Below are 22,213 nucleotides of genomic sequence, written 5' to 3' on the forward strand. Positions count from 1 at the left end.
AAATATGGTAATGTGACTATTATTTGAGGGAGGAAGAGAAATGGATTACCGAATTGAACGGGATACAATAGGTGAAATGAAAGTGCCCAAGGAAAAATACTGGGGTGCACAGACACAGAGAAGCAAAGAGAATTTCAAAATCGGTACAGAAAGAATGCCGCTGGAAGTTACATATGCTTTCGCGCAGCTGAAAAAGGCGGCGGCAATGGCGAATCATTCGTTAGGAAAACTTTCTGAAGGGAAAATGAAAGCAATCAGCGGAGCATGCGACGAGATTCTGGAGGCTAAATGGGATGAACATTTTCCATTGGTGGTCTGGCAGACGGGAAGCGGCACGCAATCAAATATGAATGTAAATGAGGTTGTTGCCTATCGTGCCAATGAACTTTTAAAAACGGCAGGCAGTGATGAAAAGATTCACTCGAATGATGACGTCAATATGTCGCAAAGCTCGAACGACACTTTCCCTACTGCAATGCATATTGCTGCATATAAGGAGATATCATCTAAACTTCTGCCGGTAATCGATGAGTTCATTGAAACCCTGCGGGAAAAAGAAGGGAAGTTTCAGGATATCATTAAAATCGGGCGTACACACCTGCAGGATGCCACGCCTCTGACACTTGGTCAGGAGGTGAGCGGCTGGAGAGCAATGATGGAAAAATCCCGTCATATAATTGAAGAAAGCATGGGACAGCTTGTCCACCTGGCAATAGGCGGTACTGCAGTGGGGACAGGGATCAATGCCCATCCGTCATTTGGAGGGAAAGTCGCCGAGCAGCTTGAAGAACAGACCGGCATCCCATTTGTTTCATCCGACAATAAATTCCATGCGCTCACTTCCCATGATGAAATTGTTTATGTGCACGGTGCGTTAAAGGCGCTGGCTGCAGACCTGATGAAAGTGGCAAATGATGTCCGCTGGCTGTCAAGCGGTCCACGCAGCGGGATCGGTGAAATCACGATCCCTGCAAACGAACCTGGAAGTTCGATCATGCCGGGGAAGGTCAATCCTACACAAAGTGAGGCTGTCACCATGGTCGCCACCCAGGTTTTCGGGAACGATGCCAGTATCGGATTTGCAGCAAGCCAGGGCAATTTCGAGCTGAATGTCTTCAAGCCTGTGATCATCTATAATATGCTCCAATCTGTACGACTGCTGACAGACGGTATCCGTTCCTTCAACGATAAATGTGTGAAAGGCCTGGAAGCCAATGAGGATGTTATAGAGGATTTCGTCCAGCGTTCATTGATGCTTGTAACAGCATTGAATCCTCACATCGGCTATGAAAAAGCAGCGGAAATTGCAAAAAATGCACACAAAAGCGGCTCGACCCTAAAAGAAGCAGCCATTAAATCCGGTTATCTTACAGAAGAGCAATACGATGAATGGATCAAACCGGCTAACATGGTTAACAACTAATGAACTAGGGAGATAGTTGTAGTTAGAGCATAGTCTTTGTATGTAAGAGGAACAATTTAACTGTTTCCAGCGGTTGATTGGAGTGCAAGACGGAGACTCCTGCGGAAAGAGTAGCTTATGTGAGACCCCGCAGGAGCGCAGCGACGAGGAGGCTCACGGGCTGCCCGCGGAAAGCGTAGTCTTGCACGGAAATCAATAGCGTTATATAAAGCGGTCCTCAAAAATAAAAAACCCCTGGCATCTGCCAGGGGTTTATCCATACATATTAAATTTTACAGCTGATTAGTATTGTCCGCCGCCGATTTGTTGTTCAGCCATTTGAACTAGGCGCTTAGTGATTTCTCCACCAACAGAACCGTTAGCGCGAGCTGTAGCGTCTGGCCCTAATTGTACGCCAAACTCAGAAGCGATTTCGTACTTCATTTGGTCGATAGCTTGTTGAGCTCCTGGAGCTACCAATTGGTTAGATGAATTGTTGCGAGATTGTTGTTGTTGCATAATCTTTCATCTCCTTAAATATAGGTTGTTTTTTGGTTGGGCCAACCGGAGTTGCACCGGCACGCATTCCATTAGCGACCATCTGTAATGGTATGACCCAAGGTTATGAGTTGCTTTATGTGCTGTTACTAAGTATTATGGTTCGTCCATGAAATTATATGCGGGAGAAAAACAAGGGAATTTATTCCTGTTTCTTTCCCTGTATTTTCTCTACATAAAACAGTGTCAATCATAAAAGGATATGTTTAAACACTTAAGTTGAAAGAATGGTGACACGCATGAAAGCATGTGCATTATGCAACGGGATTGTTGAATATAAGGGTCTGTGCCCGAAATGCGGCGATTCCACTTTGGATCAAGGAAGATATTACGATTATTATGATGAATATAGTGCCTATATGGATATAAAACATGTGCAGCTGGCGGACGGGATACCGAACAGCAGCTGTACGGATACTTGCCTGCATTTATTCACGTGTATCAGGTGCGGGGAAGAAGAAGGTAAAAGCATCAATTTAACGGAATTTTAAGAAAGGCTATTTTCTACACTATTAGAAAAGTTCTAAAAACACATGAAAAAGACCACGCTCACAAAGAGTGTGGTCTTTTTCTATTCACGAAGGATTAGCGGATTCTGAATTCAGATTCAGAATCGAAGAAATGTGCTTTGTTCATGTCAAAAGCAAGTTCGATCGTTTGACCGGCATTAATGTCTGTACGGGAATCGACGCGCGCCACGAAGTCCTGGCCTTCGATTTGTGAATACAGCATCGTTTCAGCACCTGTCAGCTCAGACACTTCAATTTTTGCAGTAATCTTTGCACCCTGGGCTGTATCGATGAAAATAGGCTCATCATGAATATCTTCCGGTCTAACTCCTAAGATAATGTCTTTTCCGACGTAGCCTTGGTCACGAAGTACTTTCATCTTTCCTTCAGGCACTGCCACTTTGGATTTACCGATCACAAATGATCCTTCTTCAATTTTACCGTGGAAGAAGTTCATCGCTGGGGATCCAATGAAGCCGCCGACGAATACATTCTCAGGCTTATCATATACTTCTTTAGGTGAACCGACCTGTTGAATGACACCATCTTTCATGACAACAATACGGGTAGCCATTGTCATCGCTTCCGTCTGATCATGCGTTACATAAATGGTAGTGGTCTGAAGGCGCTGATGAAGCTTGGCGATTTCAGCACGCATCTGTACGCGAAGTTTTGCATCAAGGTTGGATAAAGGCTCATCCATCAGGAAGACCTTTGCATCACGTACGATTGCACGTCCCAATGCAACACGCTGGCGCTGTCCGCCTGATAATGCTTTCGGTTTACGGTCTAATAATGCTTCGAGTCCAAGGATCTTAGCAGCTTGCTGCACACGGCGGTCGATTTCTTTCTTATCGAATTTACGAAGTTTAAGCCCGAATGCCATATTGTCATATACGCTCATATGTGGATAAAGTGCATAGTTCTGGAACACCATGGCGATATCACGGTCTTTCGGAGCTACATCGTTTACACGTTTTCCATCGATGGAGAAATCACCTTTTGAGATTTCCTCCAGCCCTGCAATCATTCGAAGAGTCGTTGACTTACCACAGCCCGATGGACCAACGAAGACGATAAACTCCTTATCATTGATATGAAGGTTAAAATCATTTACTGCTGTCACTTTATTATCATAGATCTTATAAATATTTTCTAATTTTAATTCAGCCATTCCGTTTCTCCTCCTGTTTTGTAAACGTTTCATTCTATGAATTCATTGTAAAGAAAGCGGATTCAAAACGGTATGGTCAACCTGCACAAAATTCGTTCTCACTTTTTAGGCAGGTTGTCAGATTCATATTCCAGTACGGCTAAATAAGCAAGCAGTGCACCTTGAAAGGTTTTTATATCAATCGTTGTCTTTTCAATGAACTTATCGATACGATACTGGACACTGTTTCGGTGCATGAATAATTTCTTGGCAGTTTGACTGATATTCGATTGATTTTCCAAAAATGCTTTGACGGTATGAATCAGCTCAGTGTCTTCTGAGAACACTTGTGTTGTCTTGCTGAAAATATGTTCCTTCCATTCAATCGGGAGATGTTTCAGCATAAACGAAGGCAGGAGTGTAACAACTGATTGAATATAGTTGGTACGAAGGCTGGCTTCTGAGAATGAAACCATTTCAATCTCGTACTTGAATGAATGGATAAAATCACGATTCACGGGCTGGAACTGGCCAATGAAAAATGACATGCTTACAAAAAAGTCAGATTCAATGACATGGGAAATGGAGAGAAGCTGTTCTTCATCTAGATTAAAGTCATTTTTTTCTTCCAGGATCAACCCTTTTTTCTCATCCAGCATAACTAATACTGTATGAAGCGGGAGTAAATGCTTAAATGCCTCTTTCATTAAATGCACGTCCGTCTGTTCATTGATGGTGAACTGAATGACGCGGTATTCATTTTCATTATGTGAAGGAGCAGGTCCATTTTTAAATAAAAAACCTAACCATTCAGCTGCCCTTGGAGATTCATTCATTAGCTTCTCCTCACTGGACAACTCCTTAAACAGGCACCTTAACAATTTTAATTCTTCTTGGGTGAGGTCACTTGCATTTATACCGATGAACTCATCTTGATTTGCATTCGTAAACCAAATTTTCATTGACGTGATTTCTGACGGATGGTGTTTTTGAACAGTTGCATCAGGGTATTTTAAAAGTAAAGAAGTTAACATTTCATCCCTCTTATAAGTTTTATTTATGTATTAAAACCATTGTACTGAAAATATTTAGGGATTCAAAGGGTCCTGCATTGCAAATTCTTCCTAATTCTAATACTATGGGATAAGGAATAAATCATTATGGGGTGTCCAATATGGAATACAATAAAGAAGTAACAAACCGTTTGAAGCGTTTAGAAGGACAAGTCCGCGGCGTCATTAAAATGATGGAAGAAGAAAAACACTGCAAGGATGTCGTTACCCAGTTGTCAGCAGTGCGCACAGCAGTAGACCGTACAATCGGTTTAATCGTTGCAAAAAATCTGGAAGCGTGTATCCGTGAATCAGAACTTGAAGGCGGAAATGCAGAAGATGCCATCAAGGAAGCCGTTAATATGCTGGTCAAAAGCCGATAATAATTGATGAAAGCTGCCGTTGGGCAGCTTTTTTTATGGGCTTTTTGCTGCAATTAATGGATTTTTAGCCCAAATACTATAGAGAGGGACCTGTCAAACAGACCCCTCAAGTGAAAGATGATTAAGAATGAGCTGGAGGTTCCTCGTGATCCGTTATGAGAGTCGCTTCACCGATATTCGTGGAATCCTCTCTCATATGAACAGATCCGCCAGACATGCCTTCATTTATGAATCTGTCCACATCAAGGAACAAATTGCCTCTTCCTTCATAATTGGTATCAGGAAGAAATTGATAGTCATTTTTATCTTTTGCCATTCTTATCAGCCTCCTGTGTTTAGTTTTAGAAAAGAGGCGTGGGTTCATTCATCTTTCAAAAATTTGTAAAGAAAGGTTTGAATTGAGAACAGGAGGGTTATTGAGTAAATAAGGAGTGTCAAACCGGCAAAAGTGCAAAGAGAGTCTTCATGGCCGATTCGTCTTATGCCACCCGCCTCTAAACAAAGCCCTTCCGCTTTTCTATTGTCCAGCTCCGGCGGCTAGAGGCTCGAGACATAAGCCGTGCCATCCAAAAAGGCAAAAAAACGCCTTTATGGCTGCCCCATCTTATGCTTGTCGCCTCTGATCGAGCCGCCTTCGCTTTTCTATTCATATACATGAAATAACATAAGTTCATGCAGTTGTTTTTTTAGGTTTTCTTCTTTATCTGCAGGCGGGAGATGGCTTGTCCATTCAATGCTTCCGTTTTTATGATAATTTCCTTCGTATTTCAATCCGCTGTAATAGAACGAAAATGTCCATCCCGGCAGCTGCTTGTTTTCATACATACTTTTGTATTGAAAGTGCTGTATCAAATTAATCACCTCAACTATCATTGTAAACGTTTCATCATAAGCTGTGTAGGAATTCCTTTTATCCAATCATAAATTTCTTTATTGATTAATAGAATTTAGGGAAGTGACCTTAGGAGGGACAGAGCATGAATTCGTTTATTCGTGATTTGGAGAAGGCGATCAGTGATGAATGGACAGCCTATTATTTTTATAAAGATTTAAGGAACAGGACGAATAACCCGTTGTATGTGGAATTCATCGAGCATGCTAAAAAGGATGAGAAGGAGCATTATGAAATGTTTCAGTATCTCCATTATTTATATACAGGTGAGTATTATGAACATAAGAAAGAAAAGATCGAATATACCACGTTCAAGGAAGGAGTTCTCCGTGCGTTGAAGGATGAGCTTGAGGCGGCAGAGTTTTACAGGGATATGTTATTGGAAATGCCGAATCAGCAGGCCTATAATCCGTTGTTCATTGCAATGACGGATGAGATGGAGCATGCTACCCGTTTTTCTACGATTTATAATTCATTACGTTAATAAGAAGGTTGACCAGGGTACCCTATTCAATCGGTCAACCTTCTTTGTGTACTGAAAGCCTGAGAAACGTGCGGACAAGCTGCCGCCGCCTCTTCGTTTCAATATCTTCTTCGTCGAATGTCATCGGTTTTGAGTTGACTTCAAACAAGACAAATCCTCCTTCTTCCCGCGGTGCAAGGTCGACGGAAAATTCACCTACGTACCCGAAGGCCCGCTCGAGTTCCCTGCCGCAAGTCTTCACAATCGTGAGGATTTCTTTTTTTGTCTGAGGAGTTGCAACCTCCTGAATGGAAATGATTTTTCCGCCGGCAGGGACATGGGTGGTCACCTCCTGCCGCTGTGAAATACGTACGCCGATTCCCATCAGTTTAAATTCCTCCCCGGTGTGGAGCACGAGGATCCTGTAATCGAACCTATGATCATGAAGCGTTTTGCAAGGAATCGCTTTCTGCATGATAAGGTTCTGTTCAGAGTGGAACCATTCATGATATGAATAAAGAAAGCGGGAGAGGGAGGTGTACTTTTCGATTTTTTTAATGCTCTTGCATATTATGGAGCCGTTTTCCTCCAATTCAACCAGCCTGATGCCTCTGCCCTGGGAAGCAAAAGAAGGTTTGACATAGATTCTTTTATGCTGTTCCAAAAATACTGTGAAGCTTTCTTCATTTTCCACGAGTGACGTAGGGGGTAAATAATCCCGCACCTGTCCGCACTGAGAAAGAATCTGGTGAACTTCCCATTTGTTAAAGAAGTGGGGATTAAAGTATGGAATATTATATGTCTTGATGAACTCTTTTAATTTTATATAATCCCCTTGTTGTTCCGCTTCCCTTGACGGGATTCTGTTATATATGACGTTGGGAAGGGGGAAGACACACTTCACCCACTTATTTACTTCTTCGTTGAAGATGATCCCGTTGATGGAATGTCCTGCAGCATCCTCCGGGGAGAATACGAAGCATATACCTCCCTGCTCCTCGAATTCCTGCTGAATCGACCGGAACAATTCGAAGTTTCCCTTATATTTATTTTGGTCTTTGCCTGCAACGATGCCAACAAGCGGGATAGACAAAATCTTCTTATCGGACTGGACTTTAAAGGTGTAAGCATCCTCCGTTCCTTTTGAAGAAAGAAGGAAGGAATCCTTGGCGAAGGGAACGGCAGTGAGTGATTCCTCCCCATGAAAAAAGATCTTTCTGGACAAGTCGTAATAAATGTTCATTTCATTATTTCCTCCGGGTGGTGGAGGGCTTGCTGAGATAAGAAGACCCCGAATGATAAAGCGAGTTTCCTTGTCAGGATGTCAAAGTTCCTTAAGTGCGGATGAGTAAAGATGGCTCTCCCGGGCTTTGAATTCGCTTCAAACATCCATATACGTCCGTCTTCATCTATGCCTAAATCAAACCCGATTTCGCCGATATAGCCTTCCATATTGCATTCGATTGCATGGGAAAGCCTCAAGGCCGCTTCTTTTAGGGATTTTTCAACCTCTGTTTTCTTGGGGACATCAGGAAACAATTCTTCAAGACTTTTTACTACACCGCCATTATTGGCGTGAGAAGTGACACTGCCGATGCCGGCTACCTTTCCTGCCATTGCGCTTACATGCCAGCTGCCTTCTTCGTCTTTATTCGTATGAACGCGGAAGTCGATTGGGCGGCTTTCTTCAGTCAGAAGTGAAATTCCTTGCTGGACAAGAAATGAATCCAGGCTCCGGTTCCTAAAGACTGAATTCATCAGACGTTCGAGTGAGGAGAATCTGACAAGCCTATTTTTCCCTTCACTATCACGGAACCGGCAATAGTAGTCCTGAGCCTGGCGGTCGAAAGTGAGTTTATGGATCCCATGACCCAAGCTGCCGTTTTTGGGTTTTATAAAGACATGCTTATAAAGGGAAAGCATCCGCTCGATCTCTTCAAACGATTGAAAAGAGTGAGTCTCGGGTAGATATTGTGCGACGGACTCATCTGATTCCAGCCGTTCAAAGAGATCAAGCTTATTGAAGAAACCTGGATTATACCAAGGAATCCCATATTCCCTTTGAAGTCTTTCTTTGATTTCTTTATATGTCTTTCTTTTCTCACTGCGCCGATTTGGGAGCCGGTCATAGATTACATTTGGAAAAGGTACGGTTTCTATGACCCATCCATCTCCAAAATGAAAAAAACCTTCGACTACACCGTTTTCCCAGTCGATGTGCTTCTCGCCAAAAACGAACGGAATTACGCCTAATGATGACTGTACTGATAGTAGTTTCCTGAAGAAGTAGGATCGTTCTCCGACAGGACTGAGTTTAAAGTTCGTAAATCCTGAAGTGAAAATCCCGATCAATACTCCAAGGTAGAGACAATCGTCTTTAGTAAAGAGAGATAATGCGGACACTTTGTCGGGGAGGTTGAGGCTTTTGGCTAGAGCAGAGCTGATGCCGATTACGTTCCTGCCATTCGGGTGCCTTTTGCAATCGACTGCCTGTCTTTTGGTTCCGAGAACAGCAGTTTTGGGAAAGCCGACTTTTTCCGGCTTCCAGCGGGAAGGCAGATAAAGAATGTATTCTTTTTCTCGGAATTGCTCTATCTTATACGTTTTTAACATTTAAAAATCACCTCGCCTTAAGGATGGAAGAGACCGTGAGTATAGGTATTCACAATAATCCAAGGGGGACTGATGCAGGGAATCCAGTTTTTTACTTCCAAGAGTGTCCACAATTTTATGGCCGGGTTTCGAGTTGATATCTAAAATCCAAAGCGAGTTGTCTCTCGCAAGCAGGACATCGACCCCGAGTTCAAACAAACATGAAAAATGGTCTTCCAGCAGATGAGGGAGTTCATTCATGATTTGATTCAGCTCGGCATTGACGAAACGCCAATCTGTTTTTGGATATCTGCTTTCCCATTCATCCCGGGAAAAATAAGAGCCTCCTCTGCTTATATTTGTCAATATGCCTCCTTCAGGCCCTTCACGGATTGCCCGCTGAAATTCCCTCCAATCCCCGTCTTTATCCTTATTCAACAGAATCCTGAAGTCAAAAGGCGTATCATGAACGGTTCTGTTTTGGATTCTTTTTTGTGCGATGAAGGTGTATTTTTCAAGCAGTCTCTCTGCCCACTTCAGAAAGGTGGTCTTAGAAGAAAAAGATTGTTCTGCGATCTGTTGTTTTTTTGTGGTACATACCTTCACTTCGTTGTTTGAAAACATCACATGATAGACGGCGAACCCATGTGCACCATCCACTGGTTTTATAATGATATCTTTATGCTTAATCAGTAAATTAAATAAGTGAAAGTGGTTATTTAGTAAGAACGTTTCCGGAATGTAGGAAGAAAGGGGAGAGTCTTTTAATTTTTCGTACAGGTGCCATTTATTTGGCAGTCCATAGCCGAGGAATCGGATATCCGGCTTATTTTTCAGCCATTGTACGACAGCCCTCGCCTGCTTGGATTGCAAGCTTTTATCATAATAGGTCCGGTCGTAAATGAATGTGGGGATATCAAATGCTGTGTGTTCCCAGGTGCCATTTTCCCGAATGAATTTAAACCCTTCTACCGTCTCGGTAGAGGGAGAGATGTCTTGAGGTGAAAATAAGTACAAATCAATATGATAGGAAGCAGAATGTCTTCCTATTTCTTTAAAATATGGATGTGACGGGTCAGGCTTCAGTGTCATGATCCCAAGTGGATAATTCATATTAATCCTCCTTCTCATTCCAAAGGTTGTAGCTGTATTCATATAAAGCTTTTACAGAAGGTCTGACGCGATCATTGGCAATAAACGTCTTTTTAGAGGGTTTGGAGTTGATTTCGATGATCCAGGGTTTGCCTGCTGAATCCACCCCGATATCAATACCGAACTCGGCATAATGTCCTTTAAGATGTTCTGACAAAAAAGAAGAAGCTGACAGGGATAATGATTTCATATTGCTGAATATAGACTGACTGTCGTGATGAGAAAAAAGAGATGAGAGTATTGACTGGGGAGGTTCCATCCTGCCGCCCTGATCGACATTTGCAACAAATTGATTTTCGGAAGCAATCCGGGCTACTGCTGAAATCACCGTCCAGATTCCTTTATGGTTTTTATGACATAAAAAACGGAAGTCAAGCGGCTGTTCCTTTACCGTTATGAAAGGAATCGTCTGCTGCACGATATAATTCGAAGAGCGGCACCAGGATTGAATTTGTCTATAAAGAGATGAATAAGTAGGAAAAGTGAGAGTACGTTTAGAAGAAAAGGAATTTTGAAAAACAAGATAATCCCTTTCCCTTTGTTGGATGCGAATGATATAGCGCCCTCTGCTTCCATTGACTGCTTTTATAAAGATATCCTTATGAACGGCCAGCATCTCATCCAATCGATCGAGTCCTTGGACTGTTTGGGGTAAGTGGGGTTGAATCTGTGAATGATTTTGTAATTGAGAATGTACTGCATCTTTAGAAAGAAAAGAAGAGTTAAATAGATGTACGGAATGATCCTCCACTCTTTTCAGGGCAGACTCATAGTGTTGGTGGCTTTCAATTTTACGTGAATGACTTCTGTTATAAATCACATGGGGAAGAGGGAGAGCCCTTTTCTGCCATTCATGATAATCAAACACGAATCCTTCAGTATCATTCTTTAAAAATGAGGAGACTGGCAGGAGATAAAAAAGCCCGCCTTTTTGTTGAAACCAACGATGACACTCTGTAAAATATTCCTTTAAAGAGTGTGTATTTAATGTATCTTCATTACCTTGATCAATCATTAAAGCGGTAATCGGCCCCAAGGAGATGGAATGTTGATCCTTGTCGATTTTCAATAGGACGTTTTCCAACTGAGGTATAGAAGTGAAGAATGGGTCCCTGGTTTTCAATATGACCTGAGCATTTCCTTCGGCAGATGGAGAGCAGTTTACCCACAGGAACGAAGCGCCGGCTTTCAGCATCAGTTGTCCCGAAGAATCAAATTTACGAAAGATGGAGTTGGGTAAGATCAGTTCATTTTCACTACTAAGATTCTCAAAACTGATGAAGGGGCATTTAAATATCATAAGACATTCCTCGTTTGCATATGGAGATGAGATAACTTTATAATTGGTTATTGGGCTAATGTTGATATAGCATTGTATGTAAAGATAGGCAAAATGTTCAAAGCAGAAAAGGAAGGTGCCATTATGCTGGATGCTTTCATCCTCATTGTGTTTATGGTGGTGATTGGAGCCCTGATTGGAGGAGTAACCAATTCACTCGCTATTAAAATGCTGTTCAGGCCTTATAAGGCTTACTATATTGGGAGATTCAAAGTACCATTCACGCCGGGGCTGATCCCGAAACGTAGAGAGGAATTGGCTGAACAGCTCGGCAACATGGTGGTCGATCATTTAATCACTCCCGAAAGCCTTCAAAAGAAAGTCTTGAATGAAGAGTTTCAGAGGGATGTCATTGAGTGGATCAAGGAAGAGACTGCCCCTGTGTTCCAATCGGAAAAAACGGTAAACGAGTGGCTTGAGATGCTGCATATCCCTGTTTCGTCCGAGGTATTGAATCAGTGGCTTAAGGATTGGATTGAAGAGAAAGTCTCCCGTACAAAATTGGAGTACAGCTCAAAACGGATCGAAGAAGCACTTCCTGAAAAGTGGGAGGAAAAAATTGAAGAGGCAATTCCTAAACTGGTAGACTTGATCGCCGGTCGGGCAGAAGCGTATTTTACAAGTCCCGAAGGAAAAGCAAAAGTGAAAGTCATGATTGATGACTTTCTTAAAGAAAGAGGGATGCTTGGGAATATGCTCGGGATGTTCCTTGGAAACACGTCTGTAGCCGATAAGGTTCAGCCTGAAATCGTCAAATTCATCAAGCATGAAGGCACACAGGAAATTCTCCATAACCTTCTGAGAAAAGAATGGGCAAAAATTAAGCTCATGAAAATTGAAGATATTATCGAAAAGCTCCCGGAGGAAGAAATAGTGTTCCAGCTGCAAACATCATTAACCAAGATCGTGAACATTGAAGGCCATCTTTCCAAACCACTATCTCACTGGCTGTCTCCTCATCAACAAATGTTCACCGGGACATTGCTCCCTAAATGGGTTGGAAGAGGGACGGACCTTTTATCAATTAAGATTCCGAACCTGATGGGAAAGCTTCATCTGCAGAAAATCGTCCAGGAACAGGTAGAATCATTTTCTGTTGCAAGACTGGAAGAGTTGGTACTTGGCATTTCAAAGCGCGAATTCAAGATGATCACTTACCTCGGGGCACTTCTCGGAGGGGTCATTGGGTTGATCCAAAGTATATTCGTCATGCTGTTTTCTTAATTTGAACATCAGTGATGAATGATGGCCGAATGGGTGAAAAGGGAACTTCCTAGAATTCTGCCTCATAGTTTGTTATAGTGGTGGAGGAAACAAAGAGTGAAAATCTTAGGAGGTACGTATTTTGGCTATTAATTTATATGATCAAGCAAACGAATTGGAAAGTGCGCTTAGACAAAGCGACGAATTCTTGGAACTGAAAAAAATGTACGACGAAGTAAACAACGATGAATCAGCAAACAAGATGTTTGAAAACTTTAGAAACATACAAATGACTCTTCAGCAAAAACAAATGAGCGGTGAAGAAATTTCACAAGAAGAAGTAGAACAGGCTCAAAAAACCGCACAGCTTGTGCAGCAGCATGACAAAATCGCTAAGCTTATGGAAGCAGAGCAACGCATGAGCATGGTCATCAATGACTTGAACAAAGTCATCATGAAGCCTCTTGAAGAACTATACGGTTCCATGCAGAAATAATCAGCTTCACTACAGGTACCCGGATATGATCCGGGTGCTTTTTTTATGGATTATGGGATTGAACGGGCGTGGCGGATCCCCTATTGCTGGGACGAATCGGGGTTCTTGACGAGGTACTGACTTTTCTTGTACCGGGCGCCGGCTCCTGTAAAACCATCCCCCTATGTCATATTTGTCTCACTTCCTTCATAAGAGTATAGAAAGGAAGTAGACAACATTTAGGGGGGACACCAATGATTTATAGAATGATGGCTCTTAATATTGATGGCTCAGTAGTGAATGAAAATGGAAAAATCGCAAAGGAAACAAAGGAAGCGATTGAGTACGTTCAAAATAAAGGAGTGCAGGTTACACTTGTCACTAGCAGAAATTTTGCTTCTGCCAGAAAAGTCGCAAAAGCCCTTAAAATAGAGGGACCAATCATCACCCATGGCGGTTCGTATATAGCCGCAGAGCGTGACCGGCCGATATATGTCAATAAAATCCCTGAAAACATCACATATGAAATCACACAATTCCTGGAAGGGTTTTCTAGCCAGGTTCAGTTATCTCATGAAAAACAGAGTATTGTAGGAAAAGCAAGTAACCAATCTAAAATGACATCCACGCTCTCATGGGAAAGAGATTCCCGTTTCTTATACAGCAAGCAGTATGTGAATGTGGTAAGCGAACACTTGCTTGAAAACCCTCTGGCTGTTCCGAAAATCTCTGTGCTGCTGGAACATAGAGAAGATGTATGGGATATCATTGCAGCATTAAAAGGAATGTATGAGGAAGTGGATGCCATTCCTACCTCGGATCATACCATCGATATTGTTCCAAAAGGAGTCTCAAAGCTGAGAGGTCTGATGTATCTTTCAGAAAGACTCGGAATCAAAAAAGATCAGATTGTCATGGTCGGTGCGGGTATTGATGATGTCGATGCCATAAGATGCTGCGGTCTGGGAGTCGCCATGGGTGAAGCACCTCCGGAGGTTAAAGCACAAGCAGACTGGATAACAAGAAGCCAAGATCTTAAAGGTCTTCCTTATTTCATCATGGAGCTGTTCAGAAAGCAGCATCCGATTCCCTTTCTCAAGAAAATGAACGTAATCAGATCATGACGTGAAGCCCGCACCCTCTCCTGGCAGAGGGTGCGGGTTTTTGGTTGTCCAGATGATTTTGACAATTTTAACACAATCCTGCCGCTCATTGACCATTTTCCTGCCTTTCTGTACACTAATAAAAGGTAGTTTTATTGAAAGGTGATTACAAACGTGAATGTTTTAATAACAGGAGTGGAAGACGATCGTTTTGAACGGCCCCTCCGATTGATAGCAAACTTATTTTTTGAAGAGACGACGATTCATTTTGGAGAATGTGAAGAGTTTGATTTAAAGGTTCATATAGACATAAAAACAGATGAACGAATCGAAGCGAAAGCGGTTTTAACTGATCCTGAAAGCGAGAAGGAGTTCCACTCAGAGTATTCCAGGGACTGGCAGCCCTTTGAAACGGATAAAGAGAGGTTCCGGCAAGTGAAGACGGCACTTTCACATGTGTATCTCAATGTTCTTCAGGAATTAACGGGCATCAGACAAAAGTGGGGGATCCTTACAGGGATTCGCCCCACTAAGCTTATCCACAAACAGAATCAGCTGGGGAAGCCGAAAGAAGAAGTTCATGAAAAACTGAAGGAAGAATACCTGATTATGGAAGAGAAGATTCAGCTCATGCAGAACATCGTTGACCGCCAGCTATCCGTCGTACCAGATCTTTATGAAGTGCATAACGAAGTCAGCATTTATATTGGTATTCCGTTCTGTCCGACAAAATGCGCATATTGCACATTCCCTGCGTATGCAATCCTTGGTAAGCAAGGACGCGTAGATTCATTCCTTGCAGGTCTCCACTATGAAATACAGGAAATGGGCCGCTGGCTGAAGGAGAAAGGGATCAAAATTACGACAATTTACTACGGCGGTGGAACACCTACTTCGATTACTGCGGAAGAAATGGATGCTCTTTATGATGAGATGTACCGGTCCTTCCCGGATGTGGATAAAGTACGGGAAGTAACAGTGGAAGCCGGGCGTCCGGATACGATATCTGTAGAAAAGCTCGAGGTATTGAATAAGTGGAATATCGACCGGATATCAATTAATCCGCAATCCTATACGCAAGAAACCCTGAAAGCGATCGGGCGTCATCACACTGTAGAAGAAACCATTGATAAATTTCATTTGGCACGTCAAATGGGGATGAATAATATCAACATGGATCTGATCATCGGTCTTCCTAATGAAGAGCTTCCCGAACTTCAGCACTCATTGGATGAAACTGAGAAACTCATGCCTGAATCGCTGACAGTCCATACTTTATCTTTTAAGCGTGCGTCCGAAATGACCAAGAATAAAGAAAAGTATAGGGTGGCCGACAGGCTTGAAATCGAGCGTATGATGAATTTGGCAGAGGAATGGACGAGCGAACACGGCTATGAGCCATACTATCTCTATCGTCAGAAAAACATTCTGGGCAACCTGGAAAATGTCGGATATGCATTGCCAGGGCAGGACAGCATCTACAACATCATGATCATGGAAGAAGTCCAGACAATCATCGGAATCGGATGCGGGGCCGCAAGTAAATTCATCGATCCGAAGACAGGCAAGATCACCCATTTTGCAAATCCAAAAGAGCCAAACGCATATAATCTCAGTTTTAAAGAATATACGGAGAAGAAAATCAAAATTCTTGATGAATTATTCTCATAATAAAAAGCAGTTCGTGGGCATGCGTCTTATGAACTGCTTTTTTTAATCTCCAGGATTCCGCGCCAAATTTTCCAACAGACCGCCAAAATCATGAGAATGAAAAAAGTGGAGCGGTCGACTGTTTGATATGGGGCAGGATTCGGTATTGCTATGAAGAGATAGCTGACACCCAAAGCAAGAAACATCCAAAAAGCATCAATCTTGAATTTTCGCAATATCGGAAGCTTTGCACCCGTACTTGGCATATAAATGCCTGTGCCGATCCATGCAATCAGCATAAGAATGAAAACAATAGGAGAGGAAGAAAAATGAGCCCCCCATAAAACGGACGTCACGATTCCTACCACTACACCCCACATAAAATGATACTTTACTGATAGAAGCATATTAAATTCCTTTCTTTTTGACACTATTGAAGCTTGTTGTTTAAAAGCTGGTTCCAGCTGTTGATCGGAGTGCAAGACGAAGACTCCTAACAGAAAAGCGGAGGGGCTTTGCCTAGAAGCGTGTGGCATAAGACGAATCGGCCACGAAGGCGTTCTTTGCCTTCTTGGTCGGTTGGGCTTATGACATTTGCTTCTAAGCCCTGCAGCTGGACAGTTCCCCTCTGGAAATTGAGAGGAGGCTCACGGGTCACCCGCGGAAAGCGAAGTCTTGCACGGAAATCAAAGCGGTGTTTATAGTGACGTCTTTTTCACCAGTTCTTTCAGTGTAACGTTAAGTAGTGTAAATTTTCAATAAACTTAAAGGAGATATTATAGAAAAAGAGAATAGTAACTATAGATAGAAAATGAAAGCGCTTCACTATTTGAGGGGAGAGATGGAATATGATGCAAACACCTCTGCTTTTGACACAAATGATTGAGAGAGCTGAAAGGTATTTTCCGAAGAAGGAAATTGTTTCACGCACGGAATTGGGGATTCAGCGCTTCACGTACAAACAGTGGGGCGAACGAACGAGAAGGCTTGCAAGTGCCTTGTCTGCGTTAGGGGTCAAAGAAGGTGACAAGGTGGGGACACTTGCATGGAATCACCACCGACATCTTGAAGCTTATTTCGCGATTCCATGCAGCGGAGCCGTACTCCATACCATCAATATCCGGTTATCACCACAGCATATAAGCTATATCATCAATCACGCCGAAGATAAAGTGCTCCTCATCGATCCGGATATTCTGCCGCTGGTCGATAAGATAAAGGATAGCATTCCAGGTGTCGAGGCATTCATCGTCATGACAGACGGTGACCTGCCGGAAACATCATTAGAGAATGTGTTTCATTACGAAGAATTATTGGAAAAAGGAGATCCTTCTTTTTCATTCAGAACAGATTTGGATGAGAATGCTCCTGCCGGGATGTGTTACACGTCTGCCACAACAGGCAATCCGAAAGGGGTCATTTACTCTCATCGTGGAATCGTCCTTCATGCCATGGCGCTGGGTCTTGCGGATACAACGGGAGTCTGTGAAAGGGATGTGGCTCTTCCAGTCGTACCGATGTTCCATGTGAATGCATGGGGACTGCCGTTTGCCTCTGTATGGTTTGGGACCAAACAAGTACTTCCCGGTCCGTATTTTACCCCGGGGATTCTCGCAGGCTTGATGCAGGATGAGAAGGTGACGATTACGGCAGGTGTCCCTACCATTTGGCTGGGGCTCTTGAATGAGATGGAACAGAATTCGTATGACCTTTCCAGTCTGCGTTCAGTGTTGTGCGGAGGTTCTGCTGCCCCTAGGGGAATGATCAAGGCCTTTGAAGAAAAATTCGGTATTCCGTTCATGCATGCATACGGGATGACAGAAACAAGCCCTCTTGCTGTCATTGCCGCTTCAAAGAGTTATCACGATGACCTGTCCAATGAGGAAAAGCTTGATTTGAAAGCGAAGCAGGGTATTCTTGTTCCTGGATTGGAAATGAAGATCATAGGTAAAGACGGTGAAGTTGCCTGGGACGGGAAGGAAATGGGAGAGCTTGCACTGCGCGGCCCATGGATTGCTTCGGAGTATTATCAGGACGAGAGGAGCCAGGAAGCTTTCCGTGACGGCTGGCTTTATACTGGGGATGTCGTGACGATCGATGAAGAAGGCTATATCAAGATTGTCGACCGGACCAAGGATCTGATTAAATCCGGAGGAGAATGGATTTCTTCTGTAGATCTTGAAAATGCGCTCATGGCTTATGAAGAAGTGTTTGAAGCTGCAGTGGTTGCAGTACCTCATGAACAATGGCAGGAGCGTCCGGTTGCCTGTGTCGTATTAAAAAAATCCGCTCAGGGAAAAGTGACAAAACAGGAAATACTCGACTTCCTTAAGCCTCAGTTCGCCAAGTGGTGGATTCCGGACGACGTCCTTTTCATGAAAGAAATCCCGAAAACATCCGTAGGGAAATTCCTAAAGAGGACACTGCGTGATCAAGTTCAGGATAAGATCAAACAGATTTGATTCCAGAGAGGTCAACCTATTTCGAGGCTGGCCTCTTTTTAATTGGTTACAGAGGCTATTTAAGATATGCGGTGGTTCTAGCTGTTGATTGGAGTGCAAGACGAAGACTCCTAACAGAAAAGCGGAGGGGCTTTGCCTAGAAGCGTGTGGCATAAGACGAATCGGCCACGAAGGCGTTCCTTGCCTTCTTGGTCGGTTGGGCTTATGACATTTGCTTCTAAGCCCTGCAGCTGGACAGTTCCCCTCTGGAAATTGAGAGGAGGCTCACGGGTCACCCGCGGAAAGCGAAGTCTTGCACGGAAATCAACAGCGGTATTAGCAGAGATTCTTAAGTTTATTCTTACTTAAATAGTTAAACTATTCAAAAAATGATTCACTATTCATTTTTTATCATGTATTCTAGAAATAAGGGGAGGGATTACATTGACAGTGTCAAACCATTATGAAACGGTCAAGTTACATAAAGAGGGAAGGGTGGCTAGGCTCCAGTTGAATCGTCCAAAGTCCCTGAACGCTTTGGATGCAGCGCTCATGAAGGATCTCTTGGGCGCCCTGAGGGAAGTCAAAGCAGACCCGGAGATTTCCATCTTGATCTTGACTGGGGAAGGAAAGGGGTTTTCCTCAGGCGGGGATATCAAATCAATGCTCATGTTGAGCGGAGAAGAACAATTTTCAGGAATAATGGATACCATCAGTGAGCTTGTCATCACGTTGTATACGATGCCGAAAGTGGTAGTCACCGGTATTCATGGAGCGGCTGCCGGCCTTGGATTCAGCTTGGCACTTACATCAGATTATATTTTGTGTGAGGAAGACAGCAAGCTTGCCATGAACTTTATCGGAATCGGATTGATTCCGGATGGAGGCAGCCATTTTCTTTTACAAGAAAGACTGGGTACCCATAAATCTAAGAGAATGATCTGGAATGGAAAAGTATTTGAAGGTCAGGAAGCCATGATGAAGGGGCTTGTCGATGAAGCTATTCCTTCAGGGAAATTGGAAGAGGGAATCCAGCGGTATATTAAACAATGTTTAGCAGCACCTGTCAAAGCGATGCTTAAGACAAAGGAGATTTACGTTTCCCTGAATAAGGAAAGATTGCAGCATGCATTGGAGCTTGAAAAAGAAGGTCAGTGGCTTATGAGACAAACGAGTGATCATCAAGAGGGAATCCGTGCGTTCGTAGAGAAAAGAAAGCCGGAGTTTAAAGGAAATTAAATCAATGCTAATTGTACAGCGGCCCGAACTTCAGCAATTTGAATTGCTGAAGTCCGGGCCTTTTGAATGGTTTCGATTAGGCGTGGAATAATACAAGCTTTCCGAGCGGGGATGTACAGCGGTGTGTATGATCAAGATATCCCTTTTCCTCAAGCAGCGATTCCCCGGTCTTCTTTGCTTCATTGTCAGAGGATGCTTCGAATGTTTCGTCAAGAATCTTCTTTCCGTCTTTTTCAAATACCGTTAACTTATACGTTTTCATCATCGATACCCCTTTGTCTAAAAATCTTTGATTCTTTATTATTTTTCCATAATTTTTAAAAAATTTAAAGTCTAAATACATAATAAATTAGAGATAGGAAAATGAAACCTTTTTCTGTCAAGATTCGTAGAGTAACAAGAGAAGGAAAAGGATGAGAGGAGAAACTGCAAATGAGTTTAGCTATTCAGCAGGTCACCAAGAAATTCGGCAGCTTCACAGCAGTCGACAGATTATCTCTAACCATAGATGGTGGGGAGATGTTCGGATTCCTCGGTGCAAATGGAGCGGGGAAGACCACAACATTCCGGATGGTGTTGGGATTATTGGATCCGACTGTAGGAGAAATTACATGGAACGGCAGCAGAATCGATTATGCGTCAAGCGGTGATATCGGCTATCTGCCAGAAGAACGCGGACTATATCCCAAGATGAAGGTCAAGGATCAGATTATTTACCTTGCACGACTCCGCGGGATGGAAAAAAAAGATATACTGAAGGAATTAACCATATGGCTGGAACGTTTTAATATTCCGCAATACTTAGACAAAAAAGTAGAAGAACTTTCTAAGGGGAATCAGCAAAAGATTCAATTCATCTCTTCGGTGATTCATAAACCGAAGCTGCTGATACTGGACGAGCCTTTCAGCGGGCTTGACCCTGTGAATGTCGAACTATTGAAAAATGCAGTCAGGGATATAAAAAAGGAAGGGACGACCATTGTGTTTTCAAGCCACCGGATGGAGCATGTGGAAGAACTGTGTGAGAGTTTATGCATCATGCACCAAGGGCATCCGGTCGTACATGGGGGACTAAAAGACATAAAGCGCTCATTTGGAAAAAAGAATGTCGTTATTCATGCTGATTTTGATTTGACCCATCTCCAAGAATTCAAAGGGGTCACCAAGTTCAGGGAAACAACGGAAGGTGTCCTACTCCAAGTAGAGTCGGAAAAAGTTGCAGAGGAAATTTTTCATCATACAGCTCAAAAAGGATTCCTTCGGAAATTTGAATTGGAAGATCCATCATTGAATGACATTTTCATAGAAAAGGTGGGGACTTCCTATGAATAAGTTTCTTATTATGCTTGGCCATTCATATTTCTCGAAACTTAAAGCCAAATCTTTTATCATATCTACTATAATCATAGCCGGTGCATTGGTGTTGTTGACCAATTTTGACATGATCACCTCCAATTTTAAGGGCGATGAGGAAGAGAAGGTCGTTGTACAGGATGAAACAGGATATCTCTATTCGATGCTTAAAGCACAGGTGACCGTTTTGAATGATGATATATCATTAACTGCAGCCTCCAATGATTCCCCGGAGGAAATCGAGAAGAAAATAGAAGAGGAAGAAATTAAAGGACTTCTTATATTGACCGAGGGGAAAGACGGTCTGCCGAGTGCTCTTTATAAATCAGCCTCTTTATCTGATTCAACTTTGACATCTGATTTGCAGCTGGCCATGCAGAACATAAAATCGTCCCTGGCTGCAAATAAGCTTAAACTTTCAAGTGAAGAATTGGCAGCACTGAGCGGACCAGTTACATTTGAAAAAGCAGCCCTGTCAGAGGGGGCTAAATCAGAAGAAGAATTGAGTCAGGCAAGAGGAATCGTCTATGTTCTATTGTTCTTCATTTATTTCTCTGTTATCGCTTATGCCAATATGACGGCCATGGAAGTAGCGACCGAGAAAAGCTCAAGAGTGATGGAGATACTGATTTCAAGTGTATCCCCGGTAAAGCAAATGTTTGCAAAGATCATTGGGATCGGTCTTGTCGGGCTGACTCAATTAGCTGTCATCCTCGCTGTCGGGTATTTTACTTTGCTCACCCGTAAAGATGAACTTGCAGGAGGATTTTTTGAATCATTTGGATTTGAATCACTGTCGGTGAGTGTCATCCTGTATGCTGTCGTATATTTCTTACTGGGATATTTCCTTTATGCCACGCTTGCAGCTCTCTTGGGTTCTCTTGTCAGCAGGATTGAAGATGTTCAGCAGATGATCATGCCGATGACGTTCCTCATTATGATAGGGTTCTTTATCTCGATGTTCGGACTCGGCAATCCGGAATCAAGCTTTATCACAATCAGTTCTTACATTCCTTTTTTCACTCCCATGGTCATGTTCCTGAGAGTCGGGATGCTGAATCTGCCAGTATATGAACCGATTATCGGGATCGTGATACTGCTTGGCACCATCATACTTTTAGGGGTGTTTGGAGCCCGGGTTTACCGTGGAGGTGTCTTGCTTTACGGGAAATCAAATTCCTATAAGGATATCAAGAAAGCCATGGATCTTACGAATAATAAATAACATCCGGCTGTCTCCGTTAAAAGGAGGCG

Annotated in this window: 23 protein-coding genes and 1 pseudogene; 13 read left to right on the plus strand and 11 right to left on the minus strand. The window is 42.9% G+C overall.

Annotation, left to right across the window (positions count from 1 at the left end; translation table 11 throughout):
- Positions 1–40 precede the first annotated feature (40 nt).
- Positions 41–1,423, plus strand: a complete 1,383-nt coding sequence (gene fumC / locus HWX64_RS06075) for a class II fumarate hydratase (protein ID WP_175988178.1) — start codon at positions 41–43, stop codon at positions 1,421–1,423.
- Positions 1,424–1,496: 73 nt separating this feature from the next.
- Positions 1,497–1,705 (plus strand): annotated as a pseudogene (locus HWX64_RS21880) (hypothetical protein).
- On the opposite strand, the gene HWX64_RS06080 reads toward HWX64_RS21880, so the two are convergent.
- A complete protein-coding gene (locus HWX64_RS06080) occupies positions 1,706–1,921 on the minus strand; it encodes an alpha/beta-type small acid-soluble spore protein (protein WP_071616789.1) in 216 nt (71 codons plus the stop codon). It lies immediately after the preceding pseudogene.
- A 278-nt stretch (positions 1,922–2,199) separates the two neighbouring features.
- Between HWX64_RS06080 and HWX64_RS06085 the strand changes: the two genes are divergently transcribed.
- On the plus strand, positions 2,200–2,451 hold the full coding sequence (locus tag HWX64_RS06085; RefSeq protein WP_032089297.1) for a hypothetical protein: 252 nt from the start codon (positions 2,200–2,202) through the stop codon (positions 2,449–2,451).
- 94 nt (positions 2,452–2,545) lie between these two features.
- On the opposite strand, the gene HWX64_RS06090 is transcribed toward HWX64_RS06085, so the two are convergent.
- Together HWX64_RS06090 and HWX64_RS06095 are read right to left on the minus strand one after the other, a co-directional pair.
- Positions 2,546–3,643 (minus strand): ABC transporter ATP-binding protein, encoded by a 1,098-nt coding sequence (locus HWX64_RS06090; protein WP_175988180.1) that lies wholly within the window; start codon positions 3,641–3,643, stop codon positions 2,546–2,548.
- A 98-nt stretch (positions 3,644–3,741) separates the two neighbouring features.
- Entirely contained in the window at positions 3,742–4,656 is a 915-nt protein-coding gene (locus HWX64_RS06095) for a CdaR family transcriptional regulator (protein WP_175988182.1), read from the minus strand.
- A 140-nt stretch (positions 4,657–4,796) separates the two neighbouring features.
- Between HWX64_RS06095 and HWX64_RS06100 the strand changes: the two genes are divergently transcribed.
- Complete coding sequence (locus tag HWX64_RS06100; protein WP_175988184.1) at positions 4,797–5,057, plus strand: metal-sensitive transcriptional regulator; 261 nt, start codon at positions 4,797–4,799, stop codon at positions 5,055–5,057.
- Between the two features lie 121 nt (positions 5,058–5,178).
- On the opposite strand, the gene HWX64_RS06105 is transcribed toward HWX64_RS06100, so the two are convergent.
- Both HWX64_RS06105 and HWX64_RS06110 read right to left on the minus strand, forming a co-directional pair.
- Positions 5,179–5,373: a hypothetical protein gene (locus HWX64_RS06105; RefSeq protein ID WP_175988188.1), complete on the minus strand. Its 195-nt coding sequence runs from the start codon at positions 5,371–5,373 to the stop codon at positions 5,179–5,181.
- A gap of 326 nt (positions 5,374–5,699) precedes the next feature.
- Positions 5,700–5,909, minus strand: coding sequence for a YheE family protein (locus HWX64_RS06110; protein ID WP_175988190.1), 210 nt, complete (start codon positions 5,907–5,909; stop codon positions 5,700–5,702).
- 125 nt (positions 5,910–6,034) lie between these two features.
- Between HWX64_RS06110 and HWX64_RS06115 the strand changes: the two genes are divergently transcribed.
- Positions 6,035–6,433: a ferritin-like domain-containing protein gene (locus HWX64_RS06115; RefSeq protein WP_175988192.1), complete on the plus strand. Its 399-nt coding sequence runs from the start codon at positions 6,035–6,037 to the stop codon at positions 6,431–6,433.
- Between the two features lie 34 nt (positions 6,434–6,467).
- Here HWX64_RS06115 and HWX64_RS06120 read toward each other — a convergent pair whose 3' ends face one another.
- From HWX64_RS06120 to HWX64_RS06135, 4 genes are read right to left on the minus strand one after another with little or no spacing between them, the layout of a single operon-like run.
- Positions 6,468–7,655 (minus strand): YheC/YheD family protein, encoded by a 1,188-nt coding sequence (locus HWX64_RS06120; protein ID WP_175988194.1) that lies wholly within the window; start codon positions 7,653–7,655, stop codon positions 6,468–6,470.
- Positions 7,652–9,025, minus strand: a complete 1,374-nt coding sequence (locus tag HWX64_RS06125; RefSeq protein ID WP_175988196.1) for a YheC/YheD family protein — start codon at positions 9,023–9,025, stop codon at positions 7,652–7,654. Before HWX64_RS06125 ends, HWX64_RS06120 begins: the two co-directional genes overlap by 4 nt.
- Positions 9,026–10,117 carry a YheC/YheD family protein gene (locus HWX64_RS06130; RefSeq protein WP_175988198.1) on the minus strand — a complete coding sequence of 364 codons (1,092 nt, stop codon included), beginning with the start codon at positions 10,115–10,117 and terminating at the stop codon, positions 9,026–9,028. It abuts the gene before it with no gap.
- 1 nt (position 10,118) lies between these two features.
- The gene (locus tag HWX64_RS06135; protein ID WP_175988200.1) at positions 10,119–11,456 is read right to left on the minus strand and encodes a YheC/YheD family protein; all 1,338 of its coding nucleotides are present in this window, start codon (positions 11,454–11,456) and stop codon (positions 10,119–10,121) included.
- Between the two features lie 93 nt (positions 11,457–11,549).
- Here HWX64_RS06135 and HWX64_RS06140 point away from each other — a divergent pair, with 93 nt between their 5' ends.
- The 4 genes from HWX64_RS06140 to HWX64_RS06155 all read left to right on the plus strand — a co-directional run bounded on the left by HWX64_RS06140 (position 11,550) and on the right by HWX64_RS06155 (position 15,947).
- Positions 11,550–12,719, plus strand: coding sequence for a DUF445 domain-containing protein (locus HWX64_RS06140; RefSeq protein WP_175988202.1), 1,170 nt, complete (start codon positions 11,550–11,552; stop codon positions 12,717–12,719).
- A gap of 121 nt (positions 12,720–12,840) precedes the next feature.
- A complete protein-coding gene (locus tag HWX64_RS06145) occupies positions 12,841–13,194 on the plus strand; it encodes a YlbF family regulator (protein WP_175988204.1) in 354 nt (117 codons plus the stop codon).
- Between the two features lie 233 nt (positions 13,195–13,427).
- Positions 13,428–14,297 carry an HAD-IIB family hydrolase gene (locus HWX64_RS06150; protein WP_175988206.1) on the plus strand — a complete coding sequence of 290 codons (870 nt, stop codon included), beginning with the start codon at positions 13,428–13,430 and terminating at the stop codon, positions 14,295–14,297.
- A gap of 153 nt (positions 14,298–14,450) precedes the next feature.
- On the plus strand, positions 14,451–15,947 hold the full coding sequence (locus HWX64_RS06155; protein WP_175988208.1) for a coproporphyrinogen III oxidase: 1,497 nt from the start codon (positions 14,451–14,453) through the stop codon (positions 15,945–15,947).
- Between the two features lie 26 nt (positions 15,948–15,973).
- Here HWX64_RS06155 and HWX64_RS06160 read toward each other — a convergent pair whose 3' ends face one another.
- Positions 15,974–16,408 (minus strand): hypothetical protein, encoded by a 435-nt coding sequence (locus HWX64_RS06160; RefSeq protein ID WP_175988210.1) that lies wholly within the window; start codon positions 16,406–16,408, stop codon positions 15,974–15,976.
- 366 nt (positions 16,409–16,774) lie between these two features.
- On the opposite strand from HWX64_RS06160, the gene HWX64_RS06165 reads away from it, so the two are divergent.
- Both HWX64_RS06165 and HWX64_RS06170 read left to right on the plus strand, forming a co-directional pair.
- Positions 16,775–18,388, plus strand: a complete 1,614-nt coding sequence (locus HWX64_RS06165) for a long-chain fatty acid--CoA ligase (RefSeq protein ID WP_175988212.1) — start codon at positions 16,775–16,777, stop codon at positions 18,386–18,388.
- Between the two features lie 423 nt (positions 18,389–18,811).
- A complete protein-coding gene (locus HWX64_RS06170; RefSeq protein WP_175988214.1) occupies positions 18,812–19,606 on the plus strand; it encodes an enoyl-CoA hydratase in 795 nt (264 codons plus the stop codon).
- 76 nt (positions 19,607–19,682) lie between these two features.
- Here the strand turns inward: HWX64_RS06170 and HWX64_RS06175 are convergent, their stop codons facing one another.
- Positions 19,683–19,868 carry a YhzD family protein gene (locus tag HWX64_RS06175; RefSeq protein ID WP_175989662.1) on the minus strand — a complete coding sequence of 62 codons (186 nt, stop codon included), beginning with the start codon at positions 19,866–19,868 and terminating at the stop codon, positions 19,683–19,685.
- A 170-nt stretch (positions 19,869–20,038) separates the two neighbouring features.
- On the opposite strand from HWX64_RS06175, the gene HWX64_RS06180 reads away from it, so the two are divergent.
- Positions 20,039–20,938: an ABC transporter ATP-binding protein gene (locus tag HWX64_RS06180; RefSeq protein WP_175988216.1), complete on the plus strand. Its 900-nt coding sequence runs from the start codon at positions 20,039–20,041 to the stop codon at positions 20,936–20,938.
- The gene (locus HWX64_RS06185; protein ID WP_175988218.1) at positions 20,931–22,184 is read left to right on the plus strand and encodes an ABC transporter permease; all 1,254 of its coding nucleotides are present in this window, start codon (positions 20,931–20,933) and stop codon (positions 22,182–22,184) included. Before HWX64_RS06180 ends, HWX64_RS06185 begins: the two co-directional genes overlap by 8 nt.
- The last annotated feature ends 29 nt before the right edge of the window (positions 22,185–22,213 follow it).

It is taken from the genome of Bacillus sp. Marseille-Q1617 (assembly GCF_903645295.1).
Classification (GTDB): Bacteria; Bacillota; Bacilli; order Bacillales; family Bacillaceae_B; genus Rossellomorea.

Bases quoted from the DNA above. Each gene is read 5' to 3' on its own strand.
- fumC (WP_175988178.1), top strand. From the start codon at position 41: ATGGATTACCGAATTGAACGGGATACAATAGGTGAAATGAAAGTGCCC.
- HWX64_RS06080 (WP_071616789.1), bottom strand. From the start codon at position 1,921: ATGCAACAACAACAATCTCGCAACAATTCATCTAACCAATTGGTAGCT.
- HWX64_RS06085 (WP_032089297.1), top strand. From the start codon at position 2,200: ATGAAAGCATGTGCATTATGCAACGGGATTGTTGAATATAAGGGTCTG.
- HWX64_RS06090 (WP_175988180.1), bottom strand. From the start codon at position 3,643: ATGGCTGAATTAAAATTAGAAAATATTTATAAGATCTATGATAATAAA.
- HWX64_RS06095 (WP_175988182.1), bottom strand. From the start codon at position 4,656: ATGTTAACTTCTTTACTTTTAAAATACCCTGATGCAACTGTTCAAAAA.
- HWX64_RS06100 (WP_175988184.1), top strand. From the start codon at position 4,797: ATGGAATACAATAAAGAAGTAACAAACCGTTTGAAGCGTTTAGAAGGA.
- HWX64_RS06105 (WP_175988188.1), bottom strand. From the start codon at position 5,373: ATGGCAAAAGATAAAAATGACTATCAATTTCTTCCTGATACCAATTAT.
- HWX64_RS06115 (WP_175988192.1), top strand. From the start codon at position 6,035: ATGAATTCGTTTATTCGTGATTTGGAGAAGGCGATCAGTGATGAATGG.
- HWX64_RS06120 (WP_175988194.1), bottom strand. From the start codon at position 7,655: ATGAACATTTATTACGACTTGTCCAGAAAGATCTTTTTTCATGGGGAG.
- HWX64_RS06125 (WP_175988196.1), bottom strand. From the start codon at position 9,025: ATGTTAAAAACGTATAAGATAGAGCAATTCCGAGAAAAAGAATACATT.
- HWX64_RS06130 (WP_175988198.1), bottom strand. From the start codon at position 10,117: ATGAATTATCCACTTGGGATCATGACACTGAAGCCTGACCCGTCACAT.
- HWX64_RS06135 (WP_175988200.1), bottom strand. From the start codon at position 11,456: ATGATATTTAAATGCCCCTTCATCAGTTTTGAGAATCTTAGTAGTGAA.
- HWX64_RS06140 (WP_175988202.1), top strand. From the start codon at position 11,550: ATGTTCAAAGCAGAAAAGGAAGGTGCCATTATGCTGGATGCTTTCATC.
- HWX64_RS06150 (WP_175988206.1), top strand. From the start codon at position 13,428: ATGATTTATAGAATGATGGCTCTTAATATTGATGGCTCAGTAGTGAAT.
- HWX64_RS06165 (WP_175988212.1), top strand. From the start codon at position 16,775: ATGATGCAAACACCTCTGCTTTTGACACAAATGATTGAGAGAGCTGAA.
- HWX64_RS06175 (WP_175989662.1), bottom strand. From the start codon at position 19,868: ATGAAAACGTATAAGTTAACGGTATTTGAAAAAGACGGAAAGAAGATT.
- HWX64_RS06180 (WP_175988216.1), top strand. From the start codon at position 20,039: ATGAGTTTAGCTATTCAGCAGGTCACCAAGAAATTCGGCAGCTTCACA.
- HWX64_RS06185 (WP_175988218.1), top strand. From the start codon at position 20,931: ATGAATAAGTTTCTTATTATGCTTGGCCATTCATATTTCTCGAAACTT.